Consider the following 25,131-nt stretch of genomic DNA (forward strand, 5'->3'; position numbering starts at 1 on the left):
TCACTCGTTGGGGAGGTCGTCGACATAACGCAGCCCGGCCTCGGCCAGGCGCTCCCGCATGTCGTAGATATCGAGACCGAGTTCACCGGCGGCGAGACGCGCACGCTTGGCTTCCTCGTTGAGCACGCGCTTGCGCGACGCGGAGATGACCGTATCGACGGTGGCAAAGGGAACGACGACGATGCCATCGTCGTCCGCGACGATCGCGTCGCCGGGCCTGATGTACTGGCCGCCGACGACGACGGGCACGTTGACCGAACCCAGCGTCGCCTTGACCGTGCCGCGCGCATGCACGGCACGCGACCACACGGGAAAGCCCATGCGACGGAGCTCGGAGGTATCACGCACGCCCGCGTCGATGACCAGGCCGGCCACGCCGCGGGCCATCAGCGAGGTCGCGAGCAGGTCGCCGAACATGCCGTCTTCGTTCTCCGTGGTACAGGCGACGACCAGTACGTCGCCCGCCCGGCATTGCTCCACGGCGACGTGAAGCATCCAGTTGTCACCCGGTTGCGCGAGGACGGTGACCGCACTGCCCGCGATAGCCACATCCTGCTGGATCGCACGGATCGGCGGTTGCAACAGGCCGGTTCGACCCTGTGCCTCGTGGACGGTGGCCACGCCCATCGCCGCGAGCGTGGCGGCCTGGTCGTCGCTGATCTCCGGGCGGTTACGCACGACGACGCCGATCATGCCAGCGCCCCCTGGGTCACGTGCGGGAACACCCGCTGAAACGCTTCCGCATAGGTGATCTTGAAGTCCGAGTTGCGCGAAGCCTGCGCGCCGCGCTGGAGGCCAACGCGGGTGTAGTACTCCCACAGGTGTTCCTGCGCGCGCATGGTCTCGAAGGCGGCACGCTTCTTCTCCCACACCGGCGTGATGTCGAGAAACAACTCCGGCTTCCACTCGCACTGCTCGGGCTGGTGCGGTTCGAAGAGGAACACGGGCGGTGCGCCGATCACCGGCACCTGCGGCTCATGGCCGTGCGCCTGCGCGACCACGCGCGCCTCCTGGGCGATATGCGTAGCCAGCGGATGATCGAAGTTATACGGATCTTTCAGCGAGTGGCTCAACACGAAGGAGGGGCGAAGTTCGCGGTACACCCCGGCCAGATGAAAGACCACATCGAGATCGGCACGCATCGGATAGTCGCCGATGTCGAGGAACTCGACACTGGCGCCGAGGATGCCGGCGGCTTCTTCGGCCTCGGCGCGACGGTCGGTCTTGACGCGGTCCATGGTCATGCCGGCCTGGCGCCACAGCTTGGCGGACTCGCCGCGCTCGCCGTAGGAGAGACAGACGATGTGCACGCGCCAGCCTTGCGCCACATGCAGCGCGATGGCGCCACCGGCACGCCAGACGAAGTCGGCGGAATGGGCGCTCACGACGAGCGCGGTCTTCGTATCGGACATGGGTTACTGCTCCAGGGAGGGAATCAGGCGGCGGGACCGCGCCAGATCGAGGGGGAGATGGGTACGCTGCCGCGCATGAGTAGCCGGGCCGTTCGCAGCAAGGCCGCGCGGATGACGCGCGTGCCCTCGAGCCCGACCTCGACGCTGAACTCGCCGCTCGGGTGCTCGATCGACAACGTGCGAAGGTCGCCTTCACCGGCGACCGCCAGGTCATAGGCGACGGTGCCCGGCAAGACCACGGCCGTGGCGACGGTGACCGCGCCCAGCACGCCGATCGAGCTATGGCAGTCGTGTGGAATGAAGGTGCGCGTGCCGATGGCACCGCCAGCACGCGGTGCGGACACCAGGGTGATCTTCGGAATCGGCTTCTTGCTCACATCGCCGAGATTCATCATCGGCCCGGCTTTCAGCCGCAGCGTTTCGATGCGCGCCTTCAGCGCCGTGTCGGCATCGAGCGCTTCCGGGCGCTCATCGCCGCACACGCCGAGATCGCTTGCCGCGATGATCATCACCGGCATGCCGTTGTCGATCAGGGTGACGGCAATACCGTCGATGGCGTCGCGCAGGTTGCCGGTCGGCAACAGGCTCCCCGCGACCGAGCCTTCGGTGTCGAGGAAGCCGCAGCTCACCGGTGACGCCGGTCGCGGCACGCCGTCGATACGGGCGTCGCCGTCGTAGAGGGGACTTCCGAACGGCGTCTCGATGGTGATCTCGGCGATCACCCCCGTGTTCACCGTGCGTACGCGGCGCGTCGTGCTGCCGTGGTCGCCCGCAAGCAGCCCCGCCTCGATGGCCGCCGGCAACGCCGCAGCGAGCATGTTGCCGCAGTTCGGTGTGGTGTCGACGCTGGCGTCGGCGATACCTACCTGGGCGAAAAGGAAGTCCAGATCCGCCGACCCATCCTCGGTAAGGGAGAGGATCCCTGCCTTGCTGGTAAGGGTCCGCGCGCCGCCGAGCCCATCGATCTGGCGTTCGTCGGGGGAGCCCATGACCGCAAGGATCACGGCATCGCGCGTGGCCTTGTCGCCGGGGAGGTCGCTGGCGAGGAAGAACGGCCCTTTCGACGTGCCGCCACGCATGTACCAGCAGGGAATCTCATGAGCCATCGCTATCACCACGGTCTTGAACCGGGACGATGGTCGTCCTGGTGGCCAGGGCGAACAACGCGATGCGGCGCCTATCTGCTATGCACAATCTTCATGACAGAGTGTGCGGATTGCATTTGATGCAATGCAGCAGGCTTATTCCAGCGGATCGAGCCGCCCTTCGGCGATCAGTTCGTCGACAAGGACCAGCGTGCGCTCGGTGATGGTGCTCATCGGCCGTTGCGTGGGAGTGGCGACGACCAGCCGCGTGACGATGCTCGGCATCACGATCGGCACGGCGCGCAGATGATGTTCGCCACGTCGTGCCAGCAACGCGTTGCGTGAGAGCACACCGTATCCCACACCGCGTTCCACGAGGTCGAGGAGGGAGCGAACGGCGTCGATCTCGAGCCGGATATCCAGCGAGACACCGTAGCGCGCGGCGTCGGCTTCGATGAGCTGGCGTACCGAATGCAGGGGTGAGGGAATGATCAGCGGATACTGACCGAGCGTGGCCAGCGGTATCTCGTCGGGTAACGTGCGTCCGTCGCGCGTGCTGCCGATCAGGTAGAGCTCCTCGGAATGCACATGGCGAAAACGCATGTTCGCGTTTACCGCGGGGTTGTACAGCAGCGCACAATCCAGTCGGCCCAGTTGCAGCCATTCCAGCAGGCTTGCGCTCAAAGCCTCGACCACGCTGATCTGCGCGGCTGGATAGCGCTCGCGGAAACGCATGACCAGTTCGACCGTCAGCAGTGAGCCCACGCTCGGCGGCACACCGATGGCGAGCTTGCCGGCCTGCACGCCGCGGGCCTGACCCAACTGCAGGCGCGCCACTTCCACCTGCCGAAGGATGCCTCGACCGTGCTCGACCAGTTCGCGGCCGGCTTCCGTGGCGACGACGCCGCGGCCGTTGCGTTCCAGCAGGTGGGTGCCCAGCTCCGTTTCCAGTTGTCGCACCTGACGACTGAGCAGCGACTGCGAAACATCCAGCGTCGCGGCGGCCCGCGTGAGGCTGCCGAACTCGACGATGCGGATAAAGCTCTGCAGGTGTTTCAGGTCCAAGGTTGCGTCGCGCACCGGTTATCCAGGGTGATCCGATTATGGCGCGAATACGGCGCGGTCAGCGTCACTGGCTGCCCGGGCCGCCCATGTTCACCATGACACGCAAGCCGATCACGATCGCATTGGCCGGCACCCGCTTGACGCCCACCGTATTTCCGAGGATATCCGGGCTCACGATGTACTGCAGGTTCGGCACCAGGCTGACCACGGGAAGGAGCTTGTAGCTGTAGTTGAGTTCGGTCATCCATTCGTTGCGCGCGAAGTGGTCGTTCGTGCCGCTGTCCTTGTGGATCAGATCGTCCTCGTAACCGACAGCCTTGCGGCTGAAGCGGAACAAGGTGCCCTGGAAACCGAGCGAATCATTCGGGCGCGCGGCAGACAGACCGGTCCACAGAAGACCGAAGGTCGATTGCAAGGTGTAGTTCTCGGCATTGTCCAGCGGGCCGGTGACCGAGCCGAATACGGCGAGGTTACGGGTATTGCTGTTTGCATCCGGCTTCCAGACGACCTTGTCCGCCAGCACGTAGACACCGTAGCGACCCCCGTCGTAGTTCCGTGCGGTGCCACCGACGAGGCCGCGATGCAGACCCTTCGTGTTGAGTTCGGGATCGGTGAAATCGGCCGAGTTGTACCAGCCACCGATCTTCAGGTGCTTCGGATAGGGATCGTTGGCGAAGCTCGTTTCATAACCGGCTTCCAGCGGAATCATCACGCCAGTGGCGTTGTTGAAGCCCCAGTTGAGACCGTTGTTGTTGCGCCGGTCGGGATTGACCTCGAACGCGCCAATCGACAGATATCGGGCGTCCGGCTGGTACTTCACCCGCGCGCCCCAGTTCACGTAAGGAAAGCCGCTGAAACCACCGCTGGTGTTGGTGAGCTGATAGGGGCAATCCGGCGCGCTGACGAAACGGCAGCCGTAGGTGGACCGCGCGAACTGCCAGGTCGCGTTGAGCCGGCCGGCAAGCACATTGATATGGCTGTCGGAGAACTGCTGCTCCCAACTCAACTGGGCAAGCTGCCACTGACGCTTCGGATACCAGTAGCCCTGGATCTTCTGCAGCGTGCCGATATCGTCGGCCGCCAGGCTATGACCGTAGTAACGGGCGAAGGTGATGTGCATCTTGCCGCCGTCGATACCGGCGAGCTTGCCCATGTCGAGGTCGGCCCCGCCGACAGCGCCGCCACCGTTGGTCGCACCGAGACGCTCGCCGCCGCGCACGCTGGCCGCCCAGTCGTTGGCCCAGACGAAGCGCAACGAGACGCCGTCGTCACGCAGACGGTCCACCGGGCCACCGCTGTCCTTCGGACTATCCGGTGTCGTCTGGCCGGGTTCCTGCGCGTCGGGAGTCGTCTGTGCCACGGCAACCGACGTGACGAAGGCGAACAATGCAGCGATGGCAAAGCGGTGGATCATCAGTGGAGCCCCTGGAAGCCGCCGGAGGATGGCGGAGCGGGGGCGATGCTGTCGGCCCGAAGGCCGTAGAACAATGCGATCGGGAAACTATCAGGTATGCATGAAACGCATGACTTGCATCACGTCATGAATATTGTGCATCGCAGCATCGGGCAAGGGACTTGAACGGGCGCCCTGCCCCGGTCACGCGATACGCGATTGCGGCGGTGGCACATGTGCCGCGGCGCGCAGGGATTCAGGCAATCCGCTTGGGCCGTGCTTGGCCAGGTAGTGCCCAAGCGTCCCCGCGAAGGCCTCCTCGCACGTCCAGCGACCGTGGCCGCCGGAGGCAGCGTGGTCATGGACAAAGCCGAGCAGTTCCGCGCACTCGTGCCGGTACCCAAGCTCCAGGAAGCGAGCCGCGGCACGCGACATATCCCCCAGTGGCGCGGCCGAGAAGCCCGTCGCTCCCGGGTCCTCGACCTGCAGCCCGGCCGCCGAGCAAGCCAGCTTCAGCATGAGCGCCTCGCGCAGGACGGTGTCGAAATCCTCACCGCTGTGGCGACAGCGATCGCTCCACCAGGTCCAGTAATGGATGGTGTCTCCCAACGCATGCAGGGCCGACGCAACCAGCGGGATGCCACCCTGCGTAGCGTTCTCGCTGACGACGAGGGCAACGCTCTTGCCGGCCGTCAGGCGCACGGATAGCGTGGCCCTGCCGTCCGCCAGGGAAAGCGGGAGCGAGCAAGCGAGATGCCAGCCACCCTCGGTCGGGGCGGCGCAAGCCAGCTCGCCGTCCACTTCCCCTTCCGTGCACGTCACGATCCTCACGAAACGGCCCGCCGGAATCGACTCGGCCTGGCCGGGCCGGCCTTCGGCCAGCGCCATGAAGTCGACCACCCGCAGTTCACCCGTGGCCGTGCGGGCCGTCGATTCCAGAACATTGGTTCCCGGGACGTAGGCGTTGGTCCACACGGGGTCTCCGCTCAGCGTCATAGCGAGCAGCGGCCGCTCTGCGTCGGGCGGGCACAGGAGGCCAGCGCCCCGGTCCAGCGCCAGCTGCACCACCGACGCATCGGCCCTGACCCGGCCAAAGCCACGCAGATCGCCAATGGGCAGGCCGTAGGCCGACGGCCGTTCCTGGGTAACGGCAGCACGTATTTGTAGGGACACTTCGTTCTTCCAGGCGCCTTGGGGAGGGCGCCGAGCCGCGCGGAGGTTGCAGAAGCGCCTGCCAAGGCGACGTGAATCCCGGGTAAGAGCCGCGACGACGGCTAGAGCGATTAATTACGCGGGCCCGTTTACGATTAGCCCCAGGCGTAGCGAACGAGGCGTGGCCATGAGCGAGAAAGACCTCCCGGACGTTCCGGGCATCAGCGACTACGAAGGCGCTGCCGGCGGATGGGGCGCCCTCGGTGCGGTGGCGCGCGCCGTAAGCGGCCAACTCGCCCTGGGGCGCGAGTCCATCGCACTACACCGGATGAACCAGCCCACCGGTTTCGATTGCCCGGGCTGCGCGTGGCCGGACCCGAAGGAAACGTCCTCCTTCGAGTTTTGCGAGAACGGTGCCAAAGCGGTCACCTGGGAGGCCACGGCCAAGCGGGTGAAACCGGAGTTCTTCGCCAGGAACAAGGTCGCCGACCTGTGGAACCTCAGCGACTACACCCTCGAAGGCCTGGGGCGGATCACGCACCCGATGGCCTATGACTGTGCAAGCGACACCTACCAGGCGATCGAATGGGACGAGGCCTTCCGTCGCATCGGGGAGGGGCTGCGCGCCCTGCCCGATCCGAACATGGCGGAGTTCTATACATCCGGTCGTGCCTCCAACGAGGCGGCCTTTCTCTACCAGCTGTTCGTCCGCGAATACGGCACGAACAACTTTCCCGACTGCTCGAACATGTGTCACGAAGCCACCAGCGTGGGCCTGCCGAAATCGATCGGCTCGGGCAAAGGCACGGTGCTACTCGAGGACTTCGACCATTGCGATGCGATCTTCTGCATCGGCCACAATCCCGGCACCAATCATCCCCGCATGCTTTCGACGTTGCGCGAAGCCTCGTTGCGCGGCGTGCCCATCGTGGTCCTCAATCCCTTGCCCGAGCGCGGACTGGAGCGCTTCACTTCGCCGCAGCACCCGGTGGAGATGCTGACCAACAGTTCGGTGCGCATCGCGTCGACGTATTACAAACTGAAGATCGGCGGCGACGTGGCCGTGCTCAAGGGCATGATGAAGTTCCTGCTCGCCGCCGACCGGGAAGCGATTGCGGCGGGGCTGCCCGGCGTGATCGATCGCGAGTTCATCGAAGCGAACACCACCGGCTACGAGGCCCTCGTCGACGATGTCGACGCCACCGGCTGGGACGCCATCGAGGCGAAGTCAGGCCTGAGCCGGGTCGATATCGAAGCTGCTGCCGATATCTACGCCAAGGCCAGCCGCGTGATCGTCTGTTACGGCATGGGTATCACCCAGCACGCCCATGGCACCGAGAACGTGCAGCAGATCGCCAACCTGCTCCTTCTGCGCGGCAACATCGGTCGCCCGGGCGCCGGCATCTGCCCGCTGCGTGGACACAGCAACGTACAGGGCGACCGCACGGTCGGCATTACCGAGAAACCCGACGACGGGCTCAACCGCGGCATCCGTACCACCTACGGCTTCGAGCCACCGGTGGAACACGGCCACGATGCGGTCGCCGCGGTGATCGCCATCCGCGATGGCCGGTCGAAAGCGCTGGTCGCCCTCGGCGGCAACCTCGCCGTGGCCATGCCGGATACCGAAGAGACGTTCGAGGCGATGCGCGGGCTCGATCTGGCGGTGCACATCGCGACCAAACTCAACCGTTCGCACCTCATCCTGGCCAGGCAATCCTTCATCCTGCCCTGCCTCGGCCGCACCGAGCTGGACGTGCAGGCGACGGGTGCGCAGTCGGTCACCGTCGAGGACTCGATGTCGATGGTGCATGCCTCGGCCGGTAGCCTGAAGCCAGCCTCCGAACACCTGCGATCGGAGCCATGGATCGTACGCGGCATCGCGAAAGCGACCCTTCCGCATACGCGGGTCGACTGGGATCGCCTGGTCGGCGATTACGACCTGATCCGCGAAGATATCGAAAAGGTTTTCCCGATCTTCTTCGACTTCAACGAACGTCTTCGCCAGCCAGGTGGCTTTCGCCTGCGCGTGGCGGCCAGCGAACGCGACTGGGCCACGCCGGACAAGCGCGCGCAGTTCCTTCTCGCGCGCGGTCTCGACGAAGACCCGGTGCCGGACGAAGGCGACCTGATGCTGACGACGATCCGCTCGCACGACCAGTACAACACCACGATTTACGGGCTGAACGATCGCTATCGCGGTGTAACGGGCAGGCGCGACGTGATCTTCATGCATGCCAAGGATCTCGCCGCCCGTGGCCTCAAGCACGGCGACCGGATCGACGTGGTCGCGACAGGTGTCAATGCCGCCGACGGCAAGCGTCGCGCCGTGGACGGCTTTGTTGCCGTCGAGTACGACATCGCAGAAGGCTCCGTGGCGATGTATTACCCCGAAGGCAATGCGCTCATCGCCCTGGAAAGCCACGACCGCCGTTCCGGCACGCCAGCCTATAAGTCCGTCCCGGTCCGGATCACCGTTTCCGCTGTACAGGGCAAGAAGAAGCCGAAGGGACGGGTCGCGCATGCCGTCTGATCGACAGACGCCCCGCGGCTCGACCACGCGACCGGTCCTGCGTGTCGAACGTGGTGTCGCAACGCCGGACGACGACCGGCTGGCCGAGGAGGTACCTGTCGCGATGCACTTCGACGGCGAGCCGTTCGCGGTGATGATGGCGACGCCAATGGACCTGGAAGACTTCGCCCGCGGTTTTGCACTGACCGAAGGTCGCGTCGACTCGATCGCGGAGATCGAGCGCATCGATGTGCAGGAGGTCCTCGAAGGGATCACCGTCAACATCCGTACCGCGAAAACCTGCAGGAACCGCTTCAGCGGCGATGGGCGCTCGCCGGAATCGTCACCGGAGCGCTCCGCAGGGGTCGCCGATGACATCGGCTCCTACAAAGAGCAGCGCCTGCCACGCGAGTTGCCAGGACGCAGTGGCTGTGGCATCTGCGGAAGCCGGGAGCTGGAAGACGTGGTGCGCCACCCTGAGCCCGTCGGTGCCGGACCGACGATAGGCGTCGATGCGATCGAGCGGGCACTGGAGTCGCTGCGCGCATCGCAGCCGATCAATGCCTTTACCGGCTCGGTCCATGCCGCGGCCTGGGCTTTTCCCGACGGCGCCATCGTCTGTGTGCGCGAGGATGTGGGTCGCCACAATGCATTGGATAAGCTGATCGGTGCGATGCATACGGCGCACATCGACGCCAGCGACGGTTTCGTCGTGATCACCAGTCGCGCAAGCTACGAAATGGTGACCAAGGCGGCGGTGGCCGGCATCACCATCGTCGTCGCCATTTCCGCACCGACCGCGCTGGCGGTGCATCTTGCCAGCGATTGTGGCGTCACCCTGATCGGGTTTGCCCGGCCCGGGCGATTCAATGTTTATAGCCGGCCGCAGCGCATCATCTGAAGAGCGCTTCGACAGGGCCTTTCAGCTCCGGCGACGGCGCAGGCTGTCTTTGACGTCGACATCGAAACGAACCGTGGTGGCGACCGTGTCGTAACCGGGAATGTCGAACACGAGGCCCTCCTTGCTCGGCAGGCGCGACTGCAAGGCTGCCAGTTCGGTTACCGGGACCTTCAGTCGCCACTCATGGGCATTGCCCTCGAGCGTGCACGAGGCTGCCTCCGTGGCGTCGACCGAATAACGCATGACAAAGGCCTTGCCGAAGGCCGTCGAGCCGAGCAAGGCGATGTTGCCGAGCAGCTCCCCGAGCTCATCCTCGTCGATCCGTACGCGAACCGTGTCGTTCTCCAGCTGTACCCTCATGCGTTCGCCTCGCGCCATTCGTCAGGGGTGTTGCAGTTAGCCAGAAGGATCGGGTCCAGCCCGCCCAGAGGCAGTGTGGTCGTGCCGATGCGCGTCTGCAAGGCAGTCACCGAACAGTCGCGACCGGTCAGCGTCATCATGCCAATGAGCGCGTCGCGTGTCGTGGCGTCGAGCGTCAGTCGCATCGGCAGCGGATGCCCCGCCCATCGCGTCGCTCGCTGGCGACGCTCGGTCAGCAAGGGCAAGAGCACGGCGCTCCCCATCCGTGGCATGTCCACCGGGACCACCAGCAACTCGGCATCGGGAAGCACCTCCGCGGCACTGGCCATGCCGCCGACCGGTCCGGCCGCCGGCCAACGGTCGGGGATGCCCCCAGGGCGCGAGCCGCTCACCGCCACCAGGCCGGCACCCATGCAGCGCAGGGTGTGAGCCGTTCGGTCGAGCATCGTCACGCCGTCGATCACCATCAGCGCCTTGTCCTCACCCATGCGAGACGACAGTCCGCCAGCGAGAATCAGGCCGATGATCATGGCGCGTCGACGGGATCGAGTGGCCACGCATCAACCGACGCCGTGTACGCATCACTCGCGGACAGCCACGTGTTCGCACGCGTATACGGCTGGATGCGATAGGCCGCCTGCGAGGGCGTCATGCGGGCGACGGCGAGCCCCTCTTCGTCGCGCGAGATCTCACCCAGTCCGAAGTGCTGCATGCCCTCGCGCACGACCGATGGCGCTTCCAGACGCACGCGCAACGGCCGCTCGGGCGGCAGCCCCGCCATCGCCCGCAGCACCGGCGCCACGAAGAAACGGTAGCCCACGGCCACGGCGATGGGATTGCCCGGCAAGGCGATGACGAGTGGCCCGTTTTTGAAGCGCGCCACCAGCAAGGGCTTGCCCGGGCGTATGGCGACTTTGTGAAAAAGTTCATGGGCACCCAGCGACGCGAGCGCGGCTGGCACGAAGTCGAAACGTCCTGCGGACACTGCGCCGGTGGTCACGATCAGGTCGGCATGGCTGGCCAGGGCATCGCGGATTGCGACATGGAAGGCATCGCCATGGTCGGCAACTCGCGTGCGGCCGATCGCCTCGACACCCCAGCGCGCGAGGCTCGACGCCAGAAAGGGTCCGTTGGAGTCGTGGATGCCGGCCAGCGGGAGCGGACCACCCGCATTGAGTTCGCTGCCGGTGTTGACGATGGCCACGCGCGGACGTCGCACGACGTCGAAGCGGTCGATGCCCAGGGCAGCGAGCAACATGATCGCCGCAGGGTCGACGCGCCTTCCGGCAAGCAAGGCGACATCGCCCACCTCGATGTCACTACCGGCATGACGCACGTTCTGTGCGCGACGCTCGTCCGCAAGGAAGCGCACGCGATCGCCCTGGCGCTCAGTGCGCTCCACAGGCACGACGGTATCGAAGCCCACCGGCATGCGCGCCCCGGTGGCAATCTCGCAGGCTTCCGCGTCGGGGTAGTCATAGGTATCGTCACCGGCCGCGTGCATGGCGGCAACGGCATAGGTGGATTCGGCAGGAATCGTTTCGCCGGGCGCGCGCACCGCATAGCCATCCATGGCCGCGTTATCGAAGCCCGGCAAAGAAGCGGGGCTGATGATGTCACGTGCCAGAAAACGTCCCGGTGCGGCGTCGATGCCGACGCGCTCACCATCGAGCGCGTCGGCTTCACCTAGTAACAGGGCCAGTGCATCGGGGTAGGAAATCATGGGTGAAGCGTAACCCGGCGGAGCCTCGCCATCACCCATCACGTCACGCCATCTTGCGCGACGCCTCCTGCACGGCCGCCGGTCGGTAGGCATGAAACGCCACCGTGGCCGAAGCGCGGCCCTGGCTCAACGAGCGCAGCGCCGTGCTGTAGCCCTCCAGCTGGGCGAGCGGCACATCGGCCTCGATCTCCGTGCGCTCCTGCGTGTCGGTCAGATTGACGATCTGGCCACCACGACGCTGCAGGTCGCCCAGCAGGTCGCCCACCGCCGAACCCGGCGAACTCACCGAGACGCGCATCACCGGCTCCAGCAACACCGTGCCGGTCGCCTCCAGGGCCGCCTTCACACCGATCTGCGCGGCACGATGGAACGCCATCTCGTTCGAATCGACCGCGTGGGCCTGGCCGTCCGTGACCACGACATGCGCACCGACCACCGGATAGCCACGCGGGCCTTCGATCAGGGCCGACAACACGCCCTTCTCCACCGCCGGCTGGAACTGCTTGGGAATCACGCCGCCCGTGGTCTTGTCCTCGAAGCGGTTGATCTCCTCACCGGTCGGCGTGACCGAAAGCACGACGCGCGCATACTGGCCACTGCCGCCCGTCTGCTTGGCGACCTTTCCTTCCACGGAGCCTGACGCCGAGGCCGGGGTTTCCTGATAGGCCACACGTGGCGAACCGGTGCGGACCTGCACACCCCACTCGCGACGCAGACGCTCCACCATCACTTCCAGATGCAGTTCACCCATACCCCAGACCAGCGTCTCGCCGGTGTCCGGATCGGTACCCACGCGGAAGGACGGATCCTCCTGCGCAAGGCGCGCAAGCCCGTTGCCGAGCTTGAGCAGGTCGGCCGAACGTTCCGGCGAAAGACGCCACGACAGCACCGCCGGCTGCGCCTGGATGGTTTCCAGACGCAATGGGTGATGCGAGTCCGTCAGCGTTTCACCGGTGGCGACGTCCTTCCAGCCCGCGATCGCAACGATGTCGCCCGCCTCCGCGGCGTCGACCGCTTCGGTGTCTTCGGCGCGCACCACAGCAAGACGGCCGATGCGCTGCACGCGATCCGTGCCGCTGCGCCATACCGCGTCGCCAACGTGCAGGCGGCCCGAGTACACACGAACGAACGCCAGGGGGCCGTGCGCCTGGTTGACCACTTTGAAGACCAGCGCAGCGAATGGCGCGTTCGCATCGGGCGCCACCGTTACGTCACCGTCGTCGGTATGTGCGACCACCGCAGGGCGATCCAGCGGCGACGGCAGGTAGGCGACGAAAGCGTCGAGCAGCGGCTCGATGCCGACGTTGCGGAATGCCGAGCCCGGCAGCACCGGCGAACCGGCGCGCGCCAGCGTGCCGCGACGCAGGGCAGCCGTGAGCGCGGCCGCGTCGATCGGTTGATCGGCGAGCCACAGTTCGGCCAGCACCTCATCGCGATCGGCCACCGCGGCGACGAGATCGGCACGCGCGCCCGCATGGGTCGCACGCTCGGTGTCGTCCCATGAGTGGATGCTCGGCGTGCCGGCATCGTCGAAGCGCCAGATCCGTTCGCCAACGAGGTCGACCAGACCCGTCATGTGCTCACCTTCGACGATCGGGCGAGCGACAACCCACGGATTCGCGCCGAGTTTGTCGCGCATCTGAGCGACGACGGCGTCGAAGTCCGCGCCGGGGCGGTCCATCTTGTTGATGAAGGCCATCAGCGGCACGCCGTGACGACGCGCCTGGTGCCAGACGGTTTCCGATTGGGGCTGCACGCCAGCGACCCCCGAGAACACGGTGACCGCGCCGTCGAGCACGCGCAGGGAGCGCTCCACCTCGATGGCGAAGTCGATGTGGCCGGGCGTGTCGATCAGGGTCAGGCGATGCGGCTGGCCGCCGTCGGGCGTCCAGTTCGCGCGCACGGCCGCGGCGCCGATCGTGATGCCACGCTCGCGCTCGAGCTCCATGTGGTCGGTGGTGGTGGCGCCGTCGTGCACTTCGCCGGTGCGATGGATCGTGCCGGTCTTGAAGAGCAGGCGTTCGGTGAGCGTGGTCTTGCCGGCATCGACGTGCGCAATGATGCCGAGGTTGCGCCAACGGCCGACGGGAATGGTGGATTCGCGGGTGGTGGTACTCATGGCTAACGGTTCCTGATGGGTCGCCAGGGGCTCGATGGTTCGTCGAGCGAGGCACTCCCCGATCCTGTTACCGCCGCCCCTGGCTGAGCGGGACGGTCAGGATCGAGGGTCGCGGCTGTTCTTCATGGCACGCTGCTCCGGTGAGGACGTTCAGATTCGAGGCAAAAAAAAGCACCCTTGCGGGTGCTTGTCGTGTTCTTCGAGGCCGGAGTGCCGTTACGTGAACGACACGCCGCCAGGCATGAGACGCGCGCACCCGCGACGCGCCCATGGGGCGATCGGTGTGACGAACATCAAATCATGCTTGCAGCGGAACATGGCTGGGCTCTCTTGGTGAGGGGGAGATGCTACGCCCCGCCGGTGAGGGCCGGCAAGGTCGTCGCGTCTTCGCTGGGCCCTAGTTAGGGACGCCCGGGCAGGTTTCAAGGGGCGGCAGCCGCCTGGAATACAAAGAGGCCCGCAAAGAATTAAACAAGTTTCATTTCCCGCTCCCGTTTTAGGGATCACACTTCCGGCAGTCCTAACCGGAGCTCCCCATGCGCTACGTGAAACTCGGCCGCACCGGCCTCGATATCTCCCCACTCGTTCTCGGTTGCATGACCTACGGCGTCCCCGACCGCGGGAACCATGCGTGGACGATGGACGAAGAGGCGAGCCGCCCGTTCATCCGCAAGGCACTGGATCTTGGAATCAACTTCTTCGACACCGCGAACGCCTACTCCGATGGCACCTCGGAAGAAATCGTCGGCCGCGCGCTGAAGGATTTCGCGCGACGCGATGAAGTGGTCATTGCCACGAAGACCTTCTTCCATTGGCGGAAGGGACCGAACGGCGGTGGTCTTTCGCGCAAGGCGATCTTCCACTCGGTGGACGACAGCCTCGCTCGCCTGGGTACCGACTATATCGACCTGCTGCAGATTCATCGCGCGGATCACACCACGCCGGTAGAGGAAACGCTGGAGGCACTCCACGACCTGGTCAAGGCGGGCAAGGTGCGTTACCTCGGTGCCTCGTCGATGTACGCCTGGCAGTTCGCGAAAATGATCTACACCTCTCGCCTGCACGGCTGGACCGAGTTCGCCAGCATGCAGGACCACTACAACCTGCTGCAGCGCGAAGAAGAGCGCGAGATGATTCCCTTCTGCGAAGACCAGGGTATCGCCGTCCTCCCGTGGAGCCCGCTTGCGCGCGGCCGCCTTACGCGCGACTGGGACCAGAGCAGCACGCGTCAGGAGAGCGACGTCTTCGGACGCACGCTGTACAACGCCACCGAGGATTCGGACCGCGCCATCGTCGAGGCGGTGAAAAAGGTCGCGGAACAACGGGGCGTGCCGCGTGCACAGGTCGCGCTGTCGTGGGTGGCGCATCGTTCCGGCGTCACGGCACCGATCGTCGGCGCCTCGAAACCGCACCATCTCGACGATGCGGTCGCCGCGATCGACCTGGTGTTGTCCGACGAAGAAACCGCGACGCTGGAGAAGGCGTACGGCCCGCACCCCGTCGCCGGCTTCGAGTAGCCGCCACTCTCTTGCTTGGTAGGAGCCGATTCATCGGCGAAGGCCGCGGCAGCGGCCACCCGTTGGCGGGGCTGTCGCGAGCACCCATTCGCCGATGAATCGGCTCCTACGGCGGAGCATGAGGCACTTGACATGTGTGTGTATGCACGATCAGTATGGATCCATGGCTACCCGTAACGACTTCTGCAACTGCTTCGCCGCCCGCCAGGCGGCGCGGGCGCTGACGCGCTCCTACGAGCGCCACCTGGCACCCAGCGGCTTGACCAGTTCGCAGTTCTCCATCCTGGTGGTGCTTGAAGACCGCCCAGGGATCGGCATGCGCGACCTCGCCGAGGAGATGGTCATGGACCGGACCAGCCTGGTTCGTGCGCTTAAACCCCTTCAGCGCGATGGTTTGATCGCCGTCGCGGCTTCGACGGAAGACGCGCGCCAACACGTCTACGTCCTCACCCCGGCAGGCCTGGCCAAGTCGGCCCAGGCGGGTCAGTTGTGGGCGGAGGCTCAGGCCGAGTTCGTCTCGAAGTTCGGTGGCGAGTCTGCTGCCGAGGCCGCACGCGACGCATTTCATCGCATGGGTCAGATGGGCTGACCCTTTTTTTGCCCACAGCAGTGCATACACACATACTTACACGGGATCACCATTCATGAGCACCAACATTCTCGGCACAGCCCTGGTCACTGGCGCGTCCTCCGGTATCGGCGCGGTCTACGCCGACCGCCTTGCGCGTCGCGGCTACGACCTCATCCTTGTCGCACGTAGCAAGGACAAGCTCGACACGCTTGCGAAGCACATCACCAGTTCGACCGGCCGGAACGTCAGCATCGTGGCCGCGGACCTCACGCGGGACGCCGATCTTCAGCGCGTCGAGCAGGTCATCGGTGGCGCAACGGACCTCACCCTCTTGGTCAATAACGCCGGCGTGGGCGCGACTGCCCCACTGCTGCAGGCGGACATCGGCAAGATGACCGATCTCATCACGCTGAATGTGACCGCTCCGACACGCCTGGCGTACAAGGCCGTGCCGGGCTTCGTTGCACGTGGCAAGGGCGCCGTGATCAACATCGCTTCTATCGTTGCCATCGCGCCGGAGCTGCTCAATGGCGTATACGGCGGAAGCAAGGCATTCGTGCTGGCGCTGAGCCAGTCAATGCATCACGAGCTCGCCGATAAGGGCGTCAAGGTACAGGCCGTCTTGCCGGGCGCGACCGCGACCGATTTCTGGCCGGTTGCCGGGTCCGCCGTGGCGAATCTTCCGCCGGATTGGGTGATGAGCGCCGAGGACATGGTCGATGCGTCGCTGGCTGGTTTCGACGCGGGTGAACTGGTGACGATTCCTTCGGTGGAAACGACGTCGCTTGTCGATGCCCTGGAAGCGGCGCGTCGTGCCTTGTTCCCGGAGCTGTCGAAGTCGGTGCCGGCGTCGCGGTATGGCGTCAGGGCGAAAGTCGCGGCGTAAACGCGAGCACCCATCGCCGATGAATCGGCGAACGCGCGTCTGCGGGCCTACTTCCGCAGACGCCGCGCAATCGCCTGCTCGATAACATCCGCCGCGACACGCGCACCGTTCTCCGCACGAATGACCGCCGCAGCACGCTGCGCTCGCGACGCGACACCCTCGTCGCTCAACAGGGCGCGCAATAGCGTCGTAGCCGCGTCTGCGCGATAGCGCGACGCGGGCAACACATCGCCCACGCCAAGGCGGACAATCCGCGCCGCGTTGTCCGGCTGGTCGAAGCCATGGGGCACGACCAGCTCGGGGCAGCCCGCGCGCAACGCCTCCTGCGTGGTTCCGATCCCGCCGTGATGCACCACCGCCGCCGCGCGTGTGAACAGTGCGCCGTGCGGTGCGTAGTACGCTGCGAACACCTCGCCGGGTAACGTGACGGGCAAGCGCGCACGCATCTCGGGCGATCCTGTCAGGAGTACGGCGCGACGACCCAGCGCGGCCGCCGTCGTCATGCTTTCGCGAAGGAAGGCCTCACCGGCGTGCACCGCGGCCGAGCCAAGGGTGAACACCAACGGAGCGTCCCCGGCATCGAGGAACGCGGCCATATCTGGCGGAAGCACATCCCCCGACGGCACGTAGCGGCAATAGCCCGTCGCCACGGTGTGTGCGGGTGAATCCGGTGGTGGGCGGCCCAGCAAGGGCGAGTACATGGCCAGCACGCCATCGCGCGCGTGCTGACCACGATGAAACGGATCGCCCCACGCGGACACCGTTGCGAGCCCCAGCGATTGCCGGAAGCTTCGCACCGCTTTCGTCCAGGGCGAGGTCACCGTTTCGCCGATGCGACGCACCCAGGCACCACGCCGGGGCGACGATCGCAGGAACCGGTCCAGCCACTCGATGCCCGTGGCGGGTGGATCGAAGGCAGAAAGAAAGACGGCAGGCGACAGCGCCGCCGATAGCCAGGTGATCCGTCGGGTCTCGCCAAGGATCTGTCCGGCGAACGCCAGCGTGGAGGTGACGATGGCATCCGCATCGGCACAAACGGGCGCGAGCGCCGCATAGCTGCTCGCGACGTCCGCGGCGGCGAGGTCGCGAACCACGAAGCGCGGTCCGCGCCAGGGATGAAAGGCCCTCGCCGCGAACGCCGCCTTGTCTTCGGGCTCGGCGATGCCGCTGGCCAGCACGAAATCGAGCCCCGCCTCGCCCACGGCGTCCCGATGAATGCCTTGGGCGCCAATCGTCACGCGATACCCGCGCTGCCGAAGCTCCCGCCCCGCGGCCAGAAACGGGAAAAGGTCGCCCTGCGAGCCGACCGTCGCCATCACGATGTGTCTTGCGGTCATGTGGCGCTCCCTGGGTGTCGGCACATGGTCGCCGCCAGGATGTCGAGGCGATGCATCGCCATCGATTGACTTCAGGCGTCCATACGGCTAATTTTCCGCCCGTCAGCGGTCTTTATCTCTTTATTCGAATAGAGCGATAAAGCTAAGAGGGAAGCCGGTGTCAATCCGGCGCTGCCCCGCAGCGGTATGTGGAGACGAGTCCGTCACAGGCACTGGATCGAACGGGATCCGGGAAGCGACGAACAAGGCGGCACCAGCCCGGTGCCACATCCACGAGCCCGAAGACCTGCCGCCGACCGGACCGTCCGCGCCGTCATGGGCGCGGGCGGTCCGCCCGACCTGGATGGGCGCCCCGCAAGGGGCGGCATCCGGTTCGCCCGCGGGGGCGAAGGTCGACGGCTAGCCTGCATCACGCCCCACGCCTGCCATGCCTCGTCGCGGCAGTGCGCGTGCGTTCGCGACCAGCCGCCCTTCCCTCCTCTTTGCCACGAAGAGGAATCATCCATGCCACACGTAACTTACCCGGGCTTCCCCCGTATCGGCCGACGCCGCGAACTCAAGCGCGCCCTCGAGAGCCACTGGAAGGGAGAGAGCCGCGCCGACGAACTGCTCGCCGTCGCGCGCGAACTGCGCCAGCGCCACTGGAAGCTCGCTCGCGACGCCGGGGCCGACAGTGTCCCGGTAAACGACTTTTCCCTCTACGACCACGTGCTCGACGCCGCCGTGCTGGTCGACGCCATCCCCGCGCGCTACCGCGAACTCGCCTCCCGCGACCCCCTGGCGGGCTATTTCGCGATGGCCCGCGGCCATCAGGACGGCGATGTGGATCTGCATGCCCTGGAGATGACCAAGTGGTTCGACACGAACTACCACTACATCGTCCCGGAGCTCGAGGCGGGACAATCCTTCACGGCACGCCCGGACAAGGTCGTCGCCGAATACCGCGAGGCCATCGCCGCCGGTCACGTCGCGCGCCCTGTCCTGCTCGGGCCCGTCAGCTTCCTGCGCCTGTCCAAGACCGTCGATGGCAGCGATCCGCTGGCTCTTCTCGACGCCCTGTTGCCGGCATGGTTGAGTGTCATCGATGCCGTCGCAGCGGCAGGCGCCGATTGGGTGCAGGTGGATGAGCCGACGCTCGTGCTCGATCTGGACGCGGAGTGGCGCGAGGCTTTCCGGCGCACCTACGCGGCTATCGCCGCACACGGCCGCGTGCGCGTCCTGCTCGCCACCTACTTCGGTGAGCTCGGTGCCAATCTCGAACTTGCCACATCGTTGCCGGTTCCCGGCCTGCACGTCGATCTTGCCCGTGCGCCCGACCAGCTGGACGCCGTACTCGATGCCCTGCCGGCCGACCGGGTCCTTTCCGCCGGCGTCCTCGATGGCCGCAACATCTGGCTGAGCGATCCGGCGACCATCCTTCCCCGCGTGGACCGCCTGCTCGCACGCCTCGGCAGCGATCGCCTGTGGCTGTCGACGTCGTGCTCCCTGCTGCATGTGCCGATCGACGTTTCCGAAGAAAAGCACCTGCCGTCACACCTCGCCGAATGGCTGTCGTTCGCGCGGCAGAAGATCGCCGAGCTGCGTCGCTACGCGGATGCCGTCGCGGGCGACGAAGCCGCGCGGAAAACGCTGAATCGCCAGCACGAGATCGTCGTCGGCCGCCAGAGCTCTGGCGAGGTAGTCCGTGCCGACGTTCGCGCCCGCGTACGCCAGCTCACCCCACAGTTCGGCCAGCGTCGTTCGGCCTTCGCCTTCCGCGCGGCCGTGCAGCGTGAGCGCTTCGACCTTCCCGACCTGCCCACGACGACAATCGGCTCGTTCCCGCAGACCAACGACCTGCGTATCGCCCGCGCCGCCCACCGTTCGGGCAAGCTCGACGACGATGCGTACACCGGCATCCTGCGCGACGAAGTGCGGCGTGTCGTTCGCTTCCAGGAAGAGGCCGGCATCGACGTGCTGGTGCACGGCGAGCCTGAGCGCAACGACATGGTCGAATACTTCGGCGAGCAGCTGGCCGGTTATGCGTTCACGTCGCTCGGCTGGGTGCAGAGCTACGGCTCGCGCTGCGTCAAGCCGCCGATCATCTATGGCGATGTAGCGCGTCCCGCACCGATGACCGTGGCGTGGTCGGCGTATGCACAGTCACTCACCGACCGACCCATGAAGGGCATGCTCACCGGCCCGGTAACGATGCTGCAGTGGTCGTTCGTGCGCGACGACCTCCCCCGATCGGACGTTTGCCGGCAGATCGCCCTGGCCTTGCGCGACGAAGTGCACGACCTCGAGAAGGCCGGTATCGGCATCGTCCAGATCGACGAACCGGCGTTGCGTGAGGGCCTGCCCTTGCGTCGCGCGGATTGGGACGCCTACCTCGCCTGGGCGGTCGATGCGTTCCGCATCACGGCCGGTGGGGTCAGCGACGCGACCCAGGTGCACACCCACATGTGTTACTCGGAGTTCAACGACATCATCGAGGCCGTGGCCGCCATGGATGCCGATGTGATCTCGATCGAGACCAGCCGGTCACGGATGGAGTTGCTCGACGCGTTCACCCGCTTCAAGTATCCCAACGGGATCGGTCCGGGTGTCTACGACATCCATTCACCCCGCGTGCCGACCGAGGTCGAAATGGCCGACCTGCTCGCCCGGGCCCTCCAGGTGCTCCGACCCGACCAGCTCTGGGTGAACCCCGACTGCGGATTGAAGACCCGAGGCTGGCCCGAGGTCTCCGAGGCCCTGAAGGGCATGGTGGCGGTGGCAAAGGCCGCCCGGGAGCGCCTGGCCGCCGTGGCCTGACGGCACCCGCCTGGTAGGAGCCGATTTATCGGCGATCCCGCGCCATCGGGCAACGCCCTGGCGCACCCGGATCGCCGCTGAAGCGGCTCCCACCAGGCACCCCGCAGCCGTTCGGACGCCCCGGGCGCCTGAACATCCATGCAATCGTCACCACCCCGGCGTACCCTTCCCTCTGCAAACCCGGCAAAGGCCGTGTATCATGGCGCGCCCCCATTTATCTCTTTATCCGTAAAGAAGGATATATACCTGCGATGAGCAACTTCCTCTTCACCTCCGAGTCGGTCTCCGAAGGCCATCCGGACAAAATCGCCGACCAGATCTCGGACGCCGTTCTGGACGCCATCCTGGCCCAGGACCCGCGTGCCCGCGTGGCCTGCGAGACGCTGGTGAAGACCGGCGTCGCCATCGTCGCGGGTGAAATCACCACCAGCGCCTGGATCGACCTCGAAGCGCTGACCCGCAAGGTCATCCTCGACATCGGCTACAACTCCTCGGAAGTCGGCTTCGACGGCGAAACCTGCGGCGTGCTGAACCTCATCGGCAAGCAGTCCCCGGACATCAACCAGGGCGTGGACCGCAAGAAGCCGGAAGAACAGGGCGCTGGCGACCAGGGCCTCATGTTCGGCTATGCCACCAACGAGACCAGCGAATACATGCCGGCGGCGATCCACTACGCCCATCGCCTCGTCGAGCAGCAGACCAAGGTCCGCAAGAAGAAGAACTCGCCGCTGCCGTGGCTGCGCCCGGATGCCAAGAGCCAGGTCACCCTGCGCTACGAGAACGGCGAAGCCGTCGCCATCGACGCCGTCGTGCTCTCGACCCAGCACGATCCGGACGTGAAGCAGAAGGACCTCATCGAAGGCGTGCGCGAGCTGATCCTCAAGCCCGTGCTGCCGGCGAAGCTGCTGCACAAGGGCACCAAGTTCCACATCAACCCGACCGGCAAGTTCGTCATCGGTGGCCCGGTGGGCGATTGCGGCCTGACCGGCCGCAAGATCATCGTCGACACCTACGGCGGCTGGGCCCGTCACGGTGGTGGCGCGTTCTCGGGTAAGGATCCGTCCAAGGTCGACCGTTCGGCTGCCTATGCCGCGCGTTACGTCGCCAAGAACATCGTCGCGGCCGGCCTCGCCGACCGTTGCGAAATCCAGGTCAGCTACGCCATCGGCGTCGCCGAGCCGACGTCCATCTCGGTGACCACCTTCGGCACCGGCAAGATTGCCGACGAGAAGATCGAGAAGCTGATCCGCAAGCACTTCGACCTGCGTCCGTTCGGCATCATCAAGATGCTCGACCTGGTGCACCCGATGTACCAGCAGACCGCTTCGAACGGTCACTTCGGCCGCAAGCCCTACGAAATGACTGACAAGAACGGCAACACGTTCACGGCGTTCTCGTGGGAGAAGACCGACAAGGCCGAGATCCTGCGCGATGCCGCGGGTCTTGGCGTGAAGGCTGCTCGCAGCAAGTAAGCGGTTCGCGACAGGTGACACGAAGACGGGCGCCAATTTGGCGCCCGTTTTTTTTGTGCCGTGCGAGCGTCAGGACGGTTGTCGGCGACATCGTGATCCCTCAGGCGGCCGTTCGCGAGGCAGCAAACCAGCTTCTCACGTCGGCAACCACGGCGGCCCGATGGGACTCGTCACTGAAGGCACGCTGCGGAACCACCATGGCGTTTCCGTTGGCTCCTACGATGACCAAGCCTTCAGGCGTGTCCGCCATGCCGCGGATTTCCTTCCAGGGCTTCGACCCGGACTTGCGTCCAATCGTGGTGGACCATCCCTCCGGCGTCAGGTGCAACGTGCGCTCCTGAGGCTTGAACATGATCTGGGGAAATACCGCGAGGCAGATAACGACGACGGGGAGCCAAACCGCAAACCACAGTGCCATCGACACCAGTGTGTTGTTGCTGCAAAGCCAGGCAAGGTCGGCGGCGACAATCACATGGATCACCCAGAACTTCTTTCTCCAGGCGCGCCAGTAGATCCGCCAGATCTCGACGCGAGACGAGCGGTAGCGCAACGTATGCGTGTCGTTGTCCGGCACGATGTCCATGGTCGTCATAGGCCCCTCCCCGGGCAGCATCGTACCCGGCGCTAGCCTGCACGCGCCAGATCGCCCGTGGAAGCCACTTAGCCGCGGATGTGACGTTCGAATCATCACCTGTGGCACAGTGCAGTGAATCCGACTGGAAGCAGACTCATGGCTCGTTTTTTATGCGCCGCGATACTACTTGCTGCACTTAGCCTCCCAGCGATAGCCGATGTCAGGCCGTTTCCAGCGTCCTTCCGCGTCCAGGACATCCCTACCGACGGTGCCACCATCCATGTCCGCGTTGGCGGCAAAGGTCCGGCCGTCGTGCTGCTGCACGGCTTCGGCGATACCGGCGACATGTGGGCGCCGCTTGCCGAGAACCTCGCCCGGGACCACACCGTCGTCGTGCCCGATCTCAGGGGCATGGGCCTGTCGTCACATCCGGACGGTGGCTACGACAAGAAGACCCAGGCGGGGGACATACGCGCGGTCCTCACCCGGCTCGGCATCGACCGGGCCGTCGTCGTCGGCCATGACATCGGCACCATGGTGGCCTATGCCTACGCAGCTCGTTATCCGGACAAAACCGAGCGCCTGGTCGTGATGGATGCGCCCGTTCCCGGCATCCCTCCCTGGGACCAGATCGTGCGCTCGCCATTGCTTTGGCACTTCGATTTCGGCGGTCCCGACATGGAGCGCCTGGTCGCCGGACGCGAGCGAATCTATCTGGATCGATTCTGGAACGAGTTCGCCGGCGACCCGAGCAAGATAGACGAGGGCACGCGTCGGCACTATGCCGACATTTATGCCCGCCCGGGCGCGATGCATTCCGCGTTCGCCCAGTTCCGCGCCATTCGCCAGGATGCGGACATCAACCAGGCGTCGTTGGCGACGAAACTGCCCATGCCTGTGCTCGCTATTGGCGGAGAGAAGTCATTCGGGGCAAACGAGGCCATCGTCATGCGCAGTGCAGCAGGGAACGTCACGGGCCTGGTCATTCCCGGCGCAGGCCACTGGCTGATGGAAGAAGCGACGGACACCACGGTAGCCGCCATACGGAGTTTCGTCGACGGTAAGCCGGTTGTCGGAGCGATGGCGAATTGAGCTGGCAGGCCGTGAGGGCCGTCCTTTCGAGGCACCACCTTTCGGTCACAGCCATTTCATGGCTCGGGTGCGACATCTGAGACTCGTCTACGGAGATTCACCATGTCACGCACCCTGCCCCGCCTCATGGCCACCGCCTTCCTCGCCGCTGCCCTACCCATGGCCGCCCTCGCCCAGCACACCGATTCCAAGGGCGGCACACCGACCGACGCGGGTTTCGTCACCAATGCCAGCGGCGCCGGCCTCGCCGAGATCGAAGCCGGCAAGCTGGCCGAGACGAACGCCGGCTCGGACAAGGTCAAAGCCTTTGCGCGGCAGATCGTGGCCGATCACACCAAGGCGGGTGAGGAACTGAAGACGCTCGCAGCGGGCGACCGCGGCTATGCCACCGCCGAATCACCGCCGCCAGCGAACCAGAAGGACATCAACGCGCTGAAGATGCTTAACGGCGCGGCGTTCGACAAGGAGTTCGCCAAGATCATGGTGGCTGACCACCAGAAGGCTGTCGCGATTTTCGAGGTCGAGGCGGAGAAGGGGTCGAACAAGGATCTGCAGGCGTTTGCGACGAAGACGCTGCCTACGTTGAAGGAGCATCTGAAGATGGCTCGGGCTTTGAATACGGGGAAGTGATTGCGAAACGCAACGGGATCGCTAGCACCCATCGCCGATGAATCGGCTCCTACAGGAGCATGCCTCGCTTATGTAGGGGCCGATTTACCGGCGATGTCTACGGAGCGCTGCGTCGGACGAACCCGCGCAACGTCAACCCCGGCGAGGTCACGAACTCGACCGGCCGCGGCATGCCCTCATCCCCTGCGATGAAGACGAACGAATCGCCGTCAAGCTCATAGCTCGCAGGTAAAAGCTTCCCGGCATCGTCGCCCATGCTGTCGATCCAGGTGATCGAACGCGGGGTAGTGCTGGCGTCGAGGATGAAGCGGCCTGCGAGCAGGAGTTCGCCATCGTCCAGACGCACGGCGAAGGTATTGCCTTCGATGGTGGTGATCGCGCCGTTGCCGCCGTGGACGTCAGGGGGATCGATGACGCCGTTTTCTTCGAAGCGGCTTTGGGTCCAGGTGCCCTGGAGACGTTCTAGGTCATTCATTTTTCTTCCGTGAAAAGTTTTGGCTAGCACCCGTTCGCCGATGAATCGGCTCCTACAAG

Annotated in this window: 22 protein-coding genes and 1 riboswitch; of the genes, 9 read left to right on the forward strand and 13 right to left on the reverse strand. The window is 65.6% G+C overall.

Features of this window, described 5'->3' with window-relative positions; translation table 11 throughout:
- The 6 genes from HB634_RS18705 to HB634_RS18730 all read right to left on the reverse strand — a co-directional run bounded on the left by HB634_RS18705 (position 1) and on the right by HB634_RS18730 (position 6,128).
- Positions 1-693: a 4-carboxy-4-hydroxy-2-oxoadipate aldolase/oxaloacetate decarboxylase gene (locus HB634_RS18705; RefSeq protein ID WP_213949694.1), complete on the reverse strand. Its 693-nt coding sequence runs from the start codon at positions 691-693 to the stop codon at positions 1-3.
- On the reverse strand, positions 690-1,412 hold the full coding sequence (locus tag HB634_RS18710; RefSeq protein WP_213949695.1) for a PIG-L deacetylase family protein: 723 nt from the start codon (positions 1,410-1,412) through the stop codon (positions 690-692). Before HB634_RS18710 ends, HB634_RS18705 begins: the two co-directional genes overlap by 4 nt.
- 23 nt (positions 1,413-1,435) lie before the next feature.
- On the reverse strand, positions 1,436-2,518 hold the full coding sequence (locus tag HB634_RS18715; protein ID WP_213949696.1) for a 4-oxalomesaconate tautomerase: 1,083 nt from the start codon (positions 2,516-2,518) through the stop codon (positions 1,436-1,438).
- Between the two features lie 135 nt (positions 2,519-2,653).
- Positions 2,654-3,577 carry a LysR substrate-binding domain-containing protein gene (locus HB634_RS18720; protein WP_213949697.1) on the reverse strand — a complete coding sequence of 308 codons (924 nt, stop codon included), beginning with the start codon at positions 3,575-3,577 and terminating at the stop codon, positions 2,654-2,656.
- Between the two features lie 49 nt (positions 3,578-3,626).
- Positions 3,627-4,976, reverse strand: coding sequence for a carbohydrate porin (locus HB634_RS18725; protein ID WP_213949698.1), 1,350 nt, complete (start codon positions 4,974-4,976; stop codon positions 3,627-3,629).
- 183 nt (positions 4,977-5,159) lie between these two features.
- A complete protein-coding gene (locus HB634_RS18730; protein WP_213949699.1) occupies positions 5,160-6,128 on the reverse strand; it encodes a hypothetical protein in 969 nt (322 codons plus the stop codon).
- Positions 6,129-6,294: 166 nt separating this feature from the next.
- Between HB634_RS18730 and HB634_RS18735 the strand changes: the two genes are divergently transcribed.
- Positions 6,295-8,640, forward strand: coding sequence for an FdhF/YdeP family oxidoreductase (locus HB634_RS18735; RefSeq protein WP_213949700.1), 2,346 nt, complete (start codon positions 6,295-6,297; stop codon positions 8,638-8,640).
- Positions 8,630-9,520: a formate dehydrogenase accessory sulfurtransferase FdhD gene (gene fdhD / locus HB634_RS18740; RefSeq protein ID WP_082879189.1), complete on the forward strand. Its 891-nt coding sequence runs from the start codon at positions 8,630-8,632 to the stop codon at positions 9,518-9,520. The genes HB634_RS18735 and fdhD overlap by 11 nt, the downstream gene beginning before the upstream one ends.
- 21 nt (positions 9,521-9,541) lie before the next feature.
- Here the strand turns inward: fdhD and HB634_RS18745 are convergent, their stop codons facing one another.
- Genes HB634_RS18745 through fusA form a run of 4 tightly spaced genes read right to left on the reverse strand, consistent with a single transcriptional unit; the run spans position 9,542 to position 13,722 of the window.
- The gene (locus HB634_RS18745) at positions 9,542-9,880 is read right to left on the reverse strand and encodes a hypothetical protein (RefSeq protein ID WP_213949701.1); all 339 of its coding nucleotides are present in this window, start codon (positions 9,878-9,880) and stop codon (positions 9,542-9,544) included.
- Positions 9,877-10,437, reverse strand: coding sequence for a molybdenum cofactor guanylyltransferase (locus HB634_RS18750; protein WP_213949702.1), 561 nt, complete (start codon positions 10,435-10,437; stop codon positions 9,877-9,879). Before HB634_RS18750 ends, HB634_RS18745 begins: the two co-directional genes overlap by 4 nt.
- On the reverse strand, positions 10,407-11,603 hold the full coding sequence (locus tag HB634_RS18755; RefSeq protein WP_213949703.1) for a molybdopterin molybdotransferase MoeA: 1,197 nt from the start codon (positions 11,601-11,603) through the stop codon (positions 10,407-10,409). Before HB634_RS18755 ends, HB634_RS18750 begins: the two co-directional genes overlap by 31 nt.
- A gap of 43 nt (positions 11,604-11,646) precedes the next feature.
- Positions 11,647-13,722 carry an elongation factor G gene (gene fusA / locus HB634_RS18760; protein ID WP_213949704.1) on the reverse strand — a complete coding sequence of 692 codons (2,076 nt, stop codon included), beginning with the start codon at positions 13,720-13,722 and terminating at the stop codon, positions 11,647-11,649.
- Between the two features lie 536 nt (positions 13,723-14,258).
- Between fusA and HB634_RS18765 the strand changes: the two genes are divergently transcribed.
- From HB634_RS18765 to HB634_RS18775, 3 genes are all read left to right on the forward strand, one after another.
- On the forward strand, positions 14,259-15,239 hold the full coding sequence (locus HB634_RS18765; RefSeq protein WP_213949705.1) for an aldo/keto reductase: 981 nt from the start codon (positions 14,259-14,261) through the stop codon (positions 15,237-15,239).
- Between the two features lie 163 nt (positions 15,240-15,402).
- The gene (locus HB634_RS18770) at positions 15,403-15,828 is read left to right on the forward strand and encodes a MarR family winged helix-turn-helix transcriptional regulator (RefSeq protein WP_157504450.1); all 426 of its coding nucleotides are present in this window, start codon (positions 15,403-15,405) and stop codon (positions 15,826-15,828) included.
- Between the two features lie 55 nt (positions 15,829-15,883).
- Positions 15,884-16,696: an SDR family oxidoreductase gene (locus HB634_RS18775; protein ID WP_213949706.1), complete on the forward strand. Its 813-nt coding sequence runs from the start codon at positions 15,884-15,886 to the stop codon at positions 16,694-16,696.
- A 47-nt stretch (positions 16,697-16,743) separates the two neighbouring features.
- Here the strand turns inward: HB634_RS18775 and HB634_RS18780 are convergent, their stop codons facing one another.
- The gene (locus HB634_RS18780; protein WP_213949707.1) at positions 16,744-18,033 is read right to left on the reverse strand and encodes a glycosyltransferase; all 1,290 of its coding nucleotides are present in this window, start codon (positions 18,031-18,033) and stop codon (positions 16,744-16,746) included.
- A gap of 89 nt (positions 18,034-18,122) precedes the next feature.
- Positions 18,123-18,342, forward strand: a riboswitch (cobalamin riboswitch).
- Between the two features lie 195 nt (positions 18,343-18,537).
- Between HB634_RS18780 and metE the strand changes: the two genes are divergently transcribed.
- Positions 18,538-20,829 carry a 5-methyltetrahydropteroyltriglutamate--homocysteine S-methyltransferase gene (gene metE, locus HB634_RS18785; protein WP_213949708.1) on the forward strand — a complete coding sequence of 764 codons (2,292 nt, stop codon included), beginning with the start codon at positions 18,538-18,540 and terminating at the stop codon, positions 20,827-20,829.
- A gap of 251 nt (positions 20,830-21,080) precedes the next feature.
- Positions 21,081-22,301, forward strand: a complete 1,221-nt coding sequence (metK, locus tag HB634_RS18790) for a methionine adenosyltransferase (RefSeq protein WP_063573283.1) — start codon at positions 21,081-21,083, stop codon at positions 22,299-22,301.
- 100 nt (positions 22,302-22,401) lie between these two features.
- Here metK and HB634_RS18795 read toward each other — a convergent pair whose 3' ends face one another.
- Positions 22,402-22,893 (reverse strand): YcxB family protein, encoded by a 492-nt coding sequence (locus HB634_RS18795; protein WP_213949709.1) that lies wholly within the window; start codon positions 22,891-22,893, stop codon positions 22,402-22,404.
- 138 nt (positions 22,894-23,031) lie between these two features.
- Between HB634_RS18795 and HB634_RS18800 the strand changes: the two genes are divergently transcribed.
- On the forward strand, positions 23,032-23,967 hold the full coding sequence (locus tag HB634_RS18800) for an alpha/beta hydrolase (RefSeq protein ID WP_213949710.1): 936 nt from the start codon (positions 23,032-23,034) through the stop codon (positions 23,965-23,967).
- A gap of 102 nt (positions 23,968-24,069) precedes the next feature.
- Positions 24,070-24,597, forward strand: coding sequence for a DUF4142 domain-containing protein (locus tag HB634_RS18805; RefSeq protein WP_213949711.1), 528 nt, complete (start codon positions 24,070-24,072; stop codon positions 24,595-24,597).
- Between the two features lie 97 nt (positions 24,598-24,694).
- Here HB634_RS18805 and HB634_RS18810 read toward each other — a convergent pair whose 3' ends face one another.
- Positions 24,695-25,072: a TIGR03067 domain-containing protein gene (locus HB634_RS18810; protein ID WP_213949712.1), complete on the reverse strand. Its 378-nt coding sequence runs from the start codon at positions 25,070-25,072 to the stop codon at positions 24,695-24,697.
- Between the last annotated feature and the right edge of the window lie 59 nt (positions 25,073-25,131).

The organism is Luteibacter sp. dw_328 (assembly GCF_018449605.1).
Taxonomy (GTDB): domain Bacteria; phylum Pseudomonadota; class Gammaproteobacteria; order Xanthomonadales; family Rhodanobacteraceae; genus Luteibacter.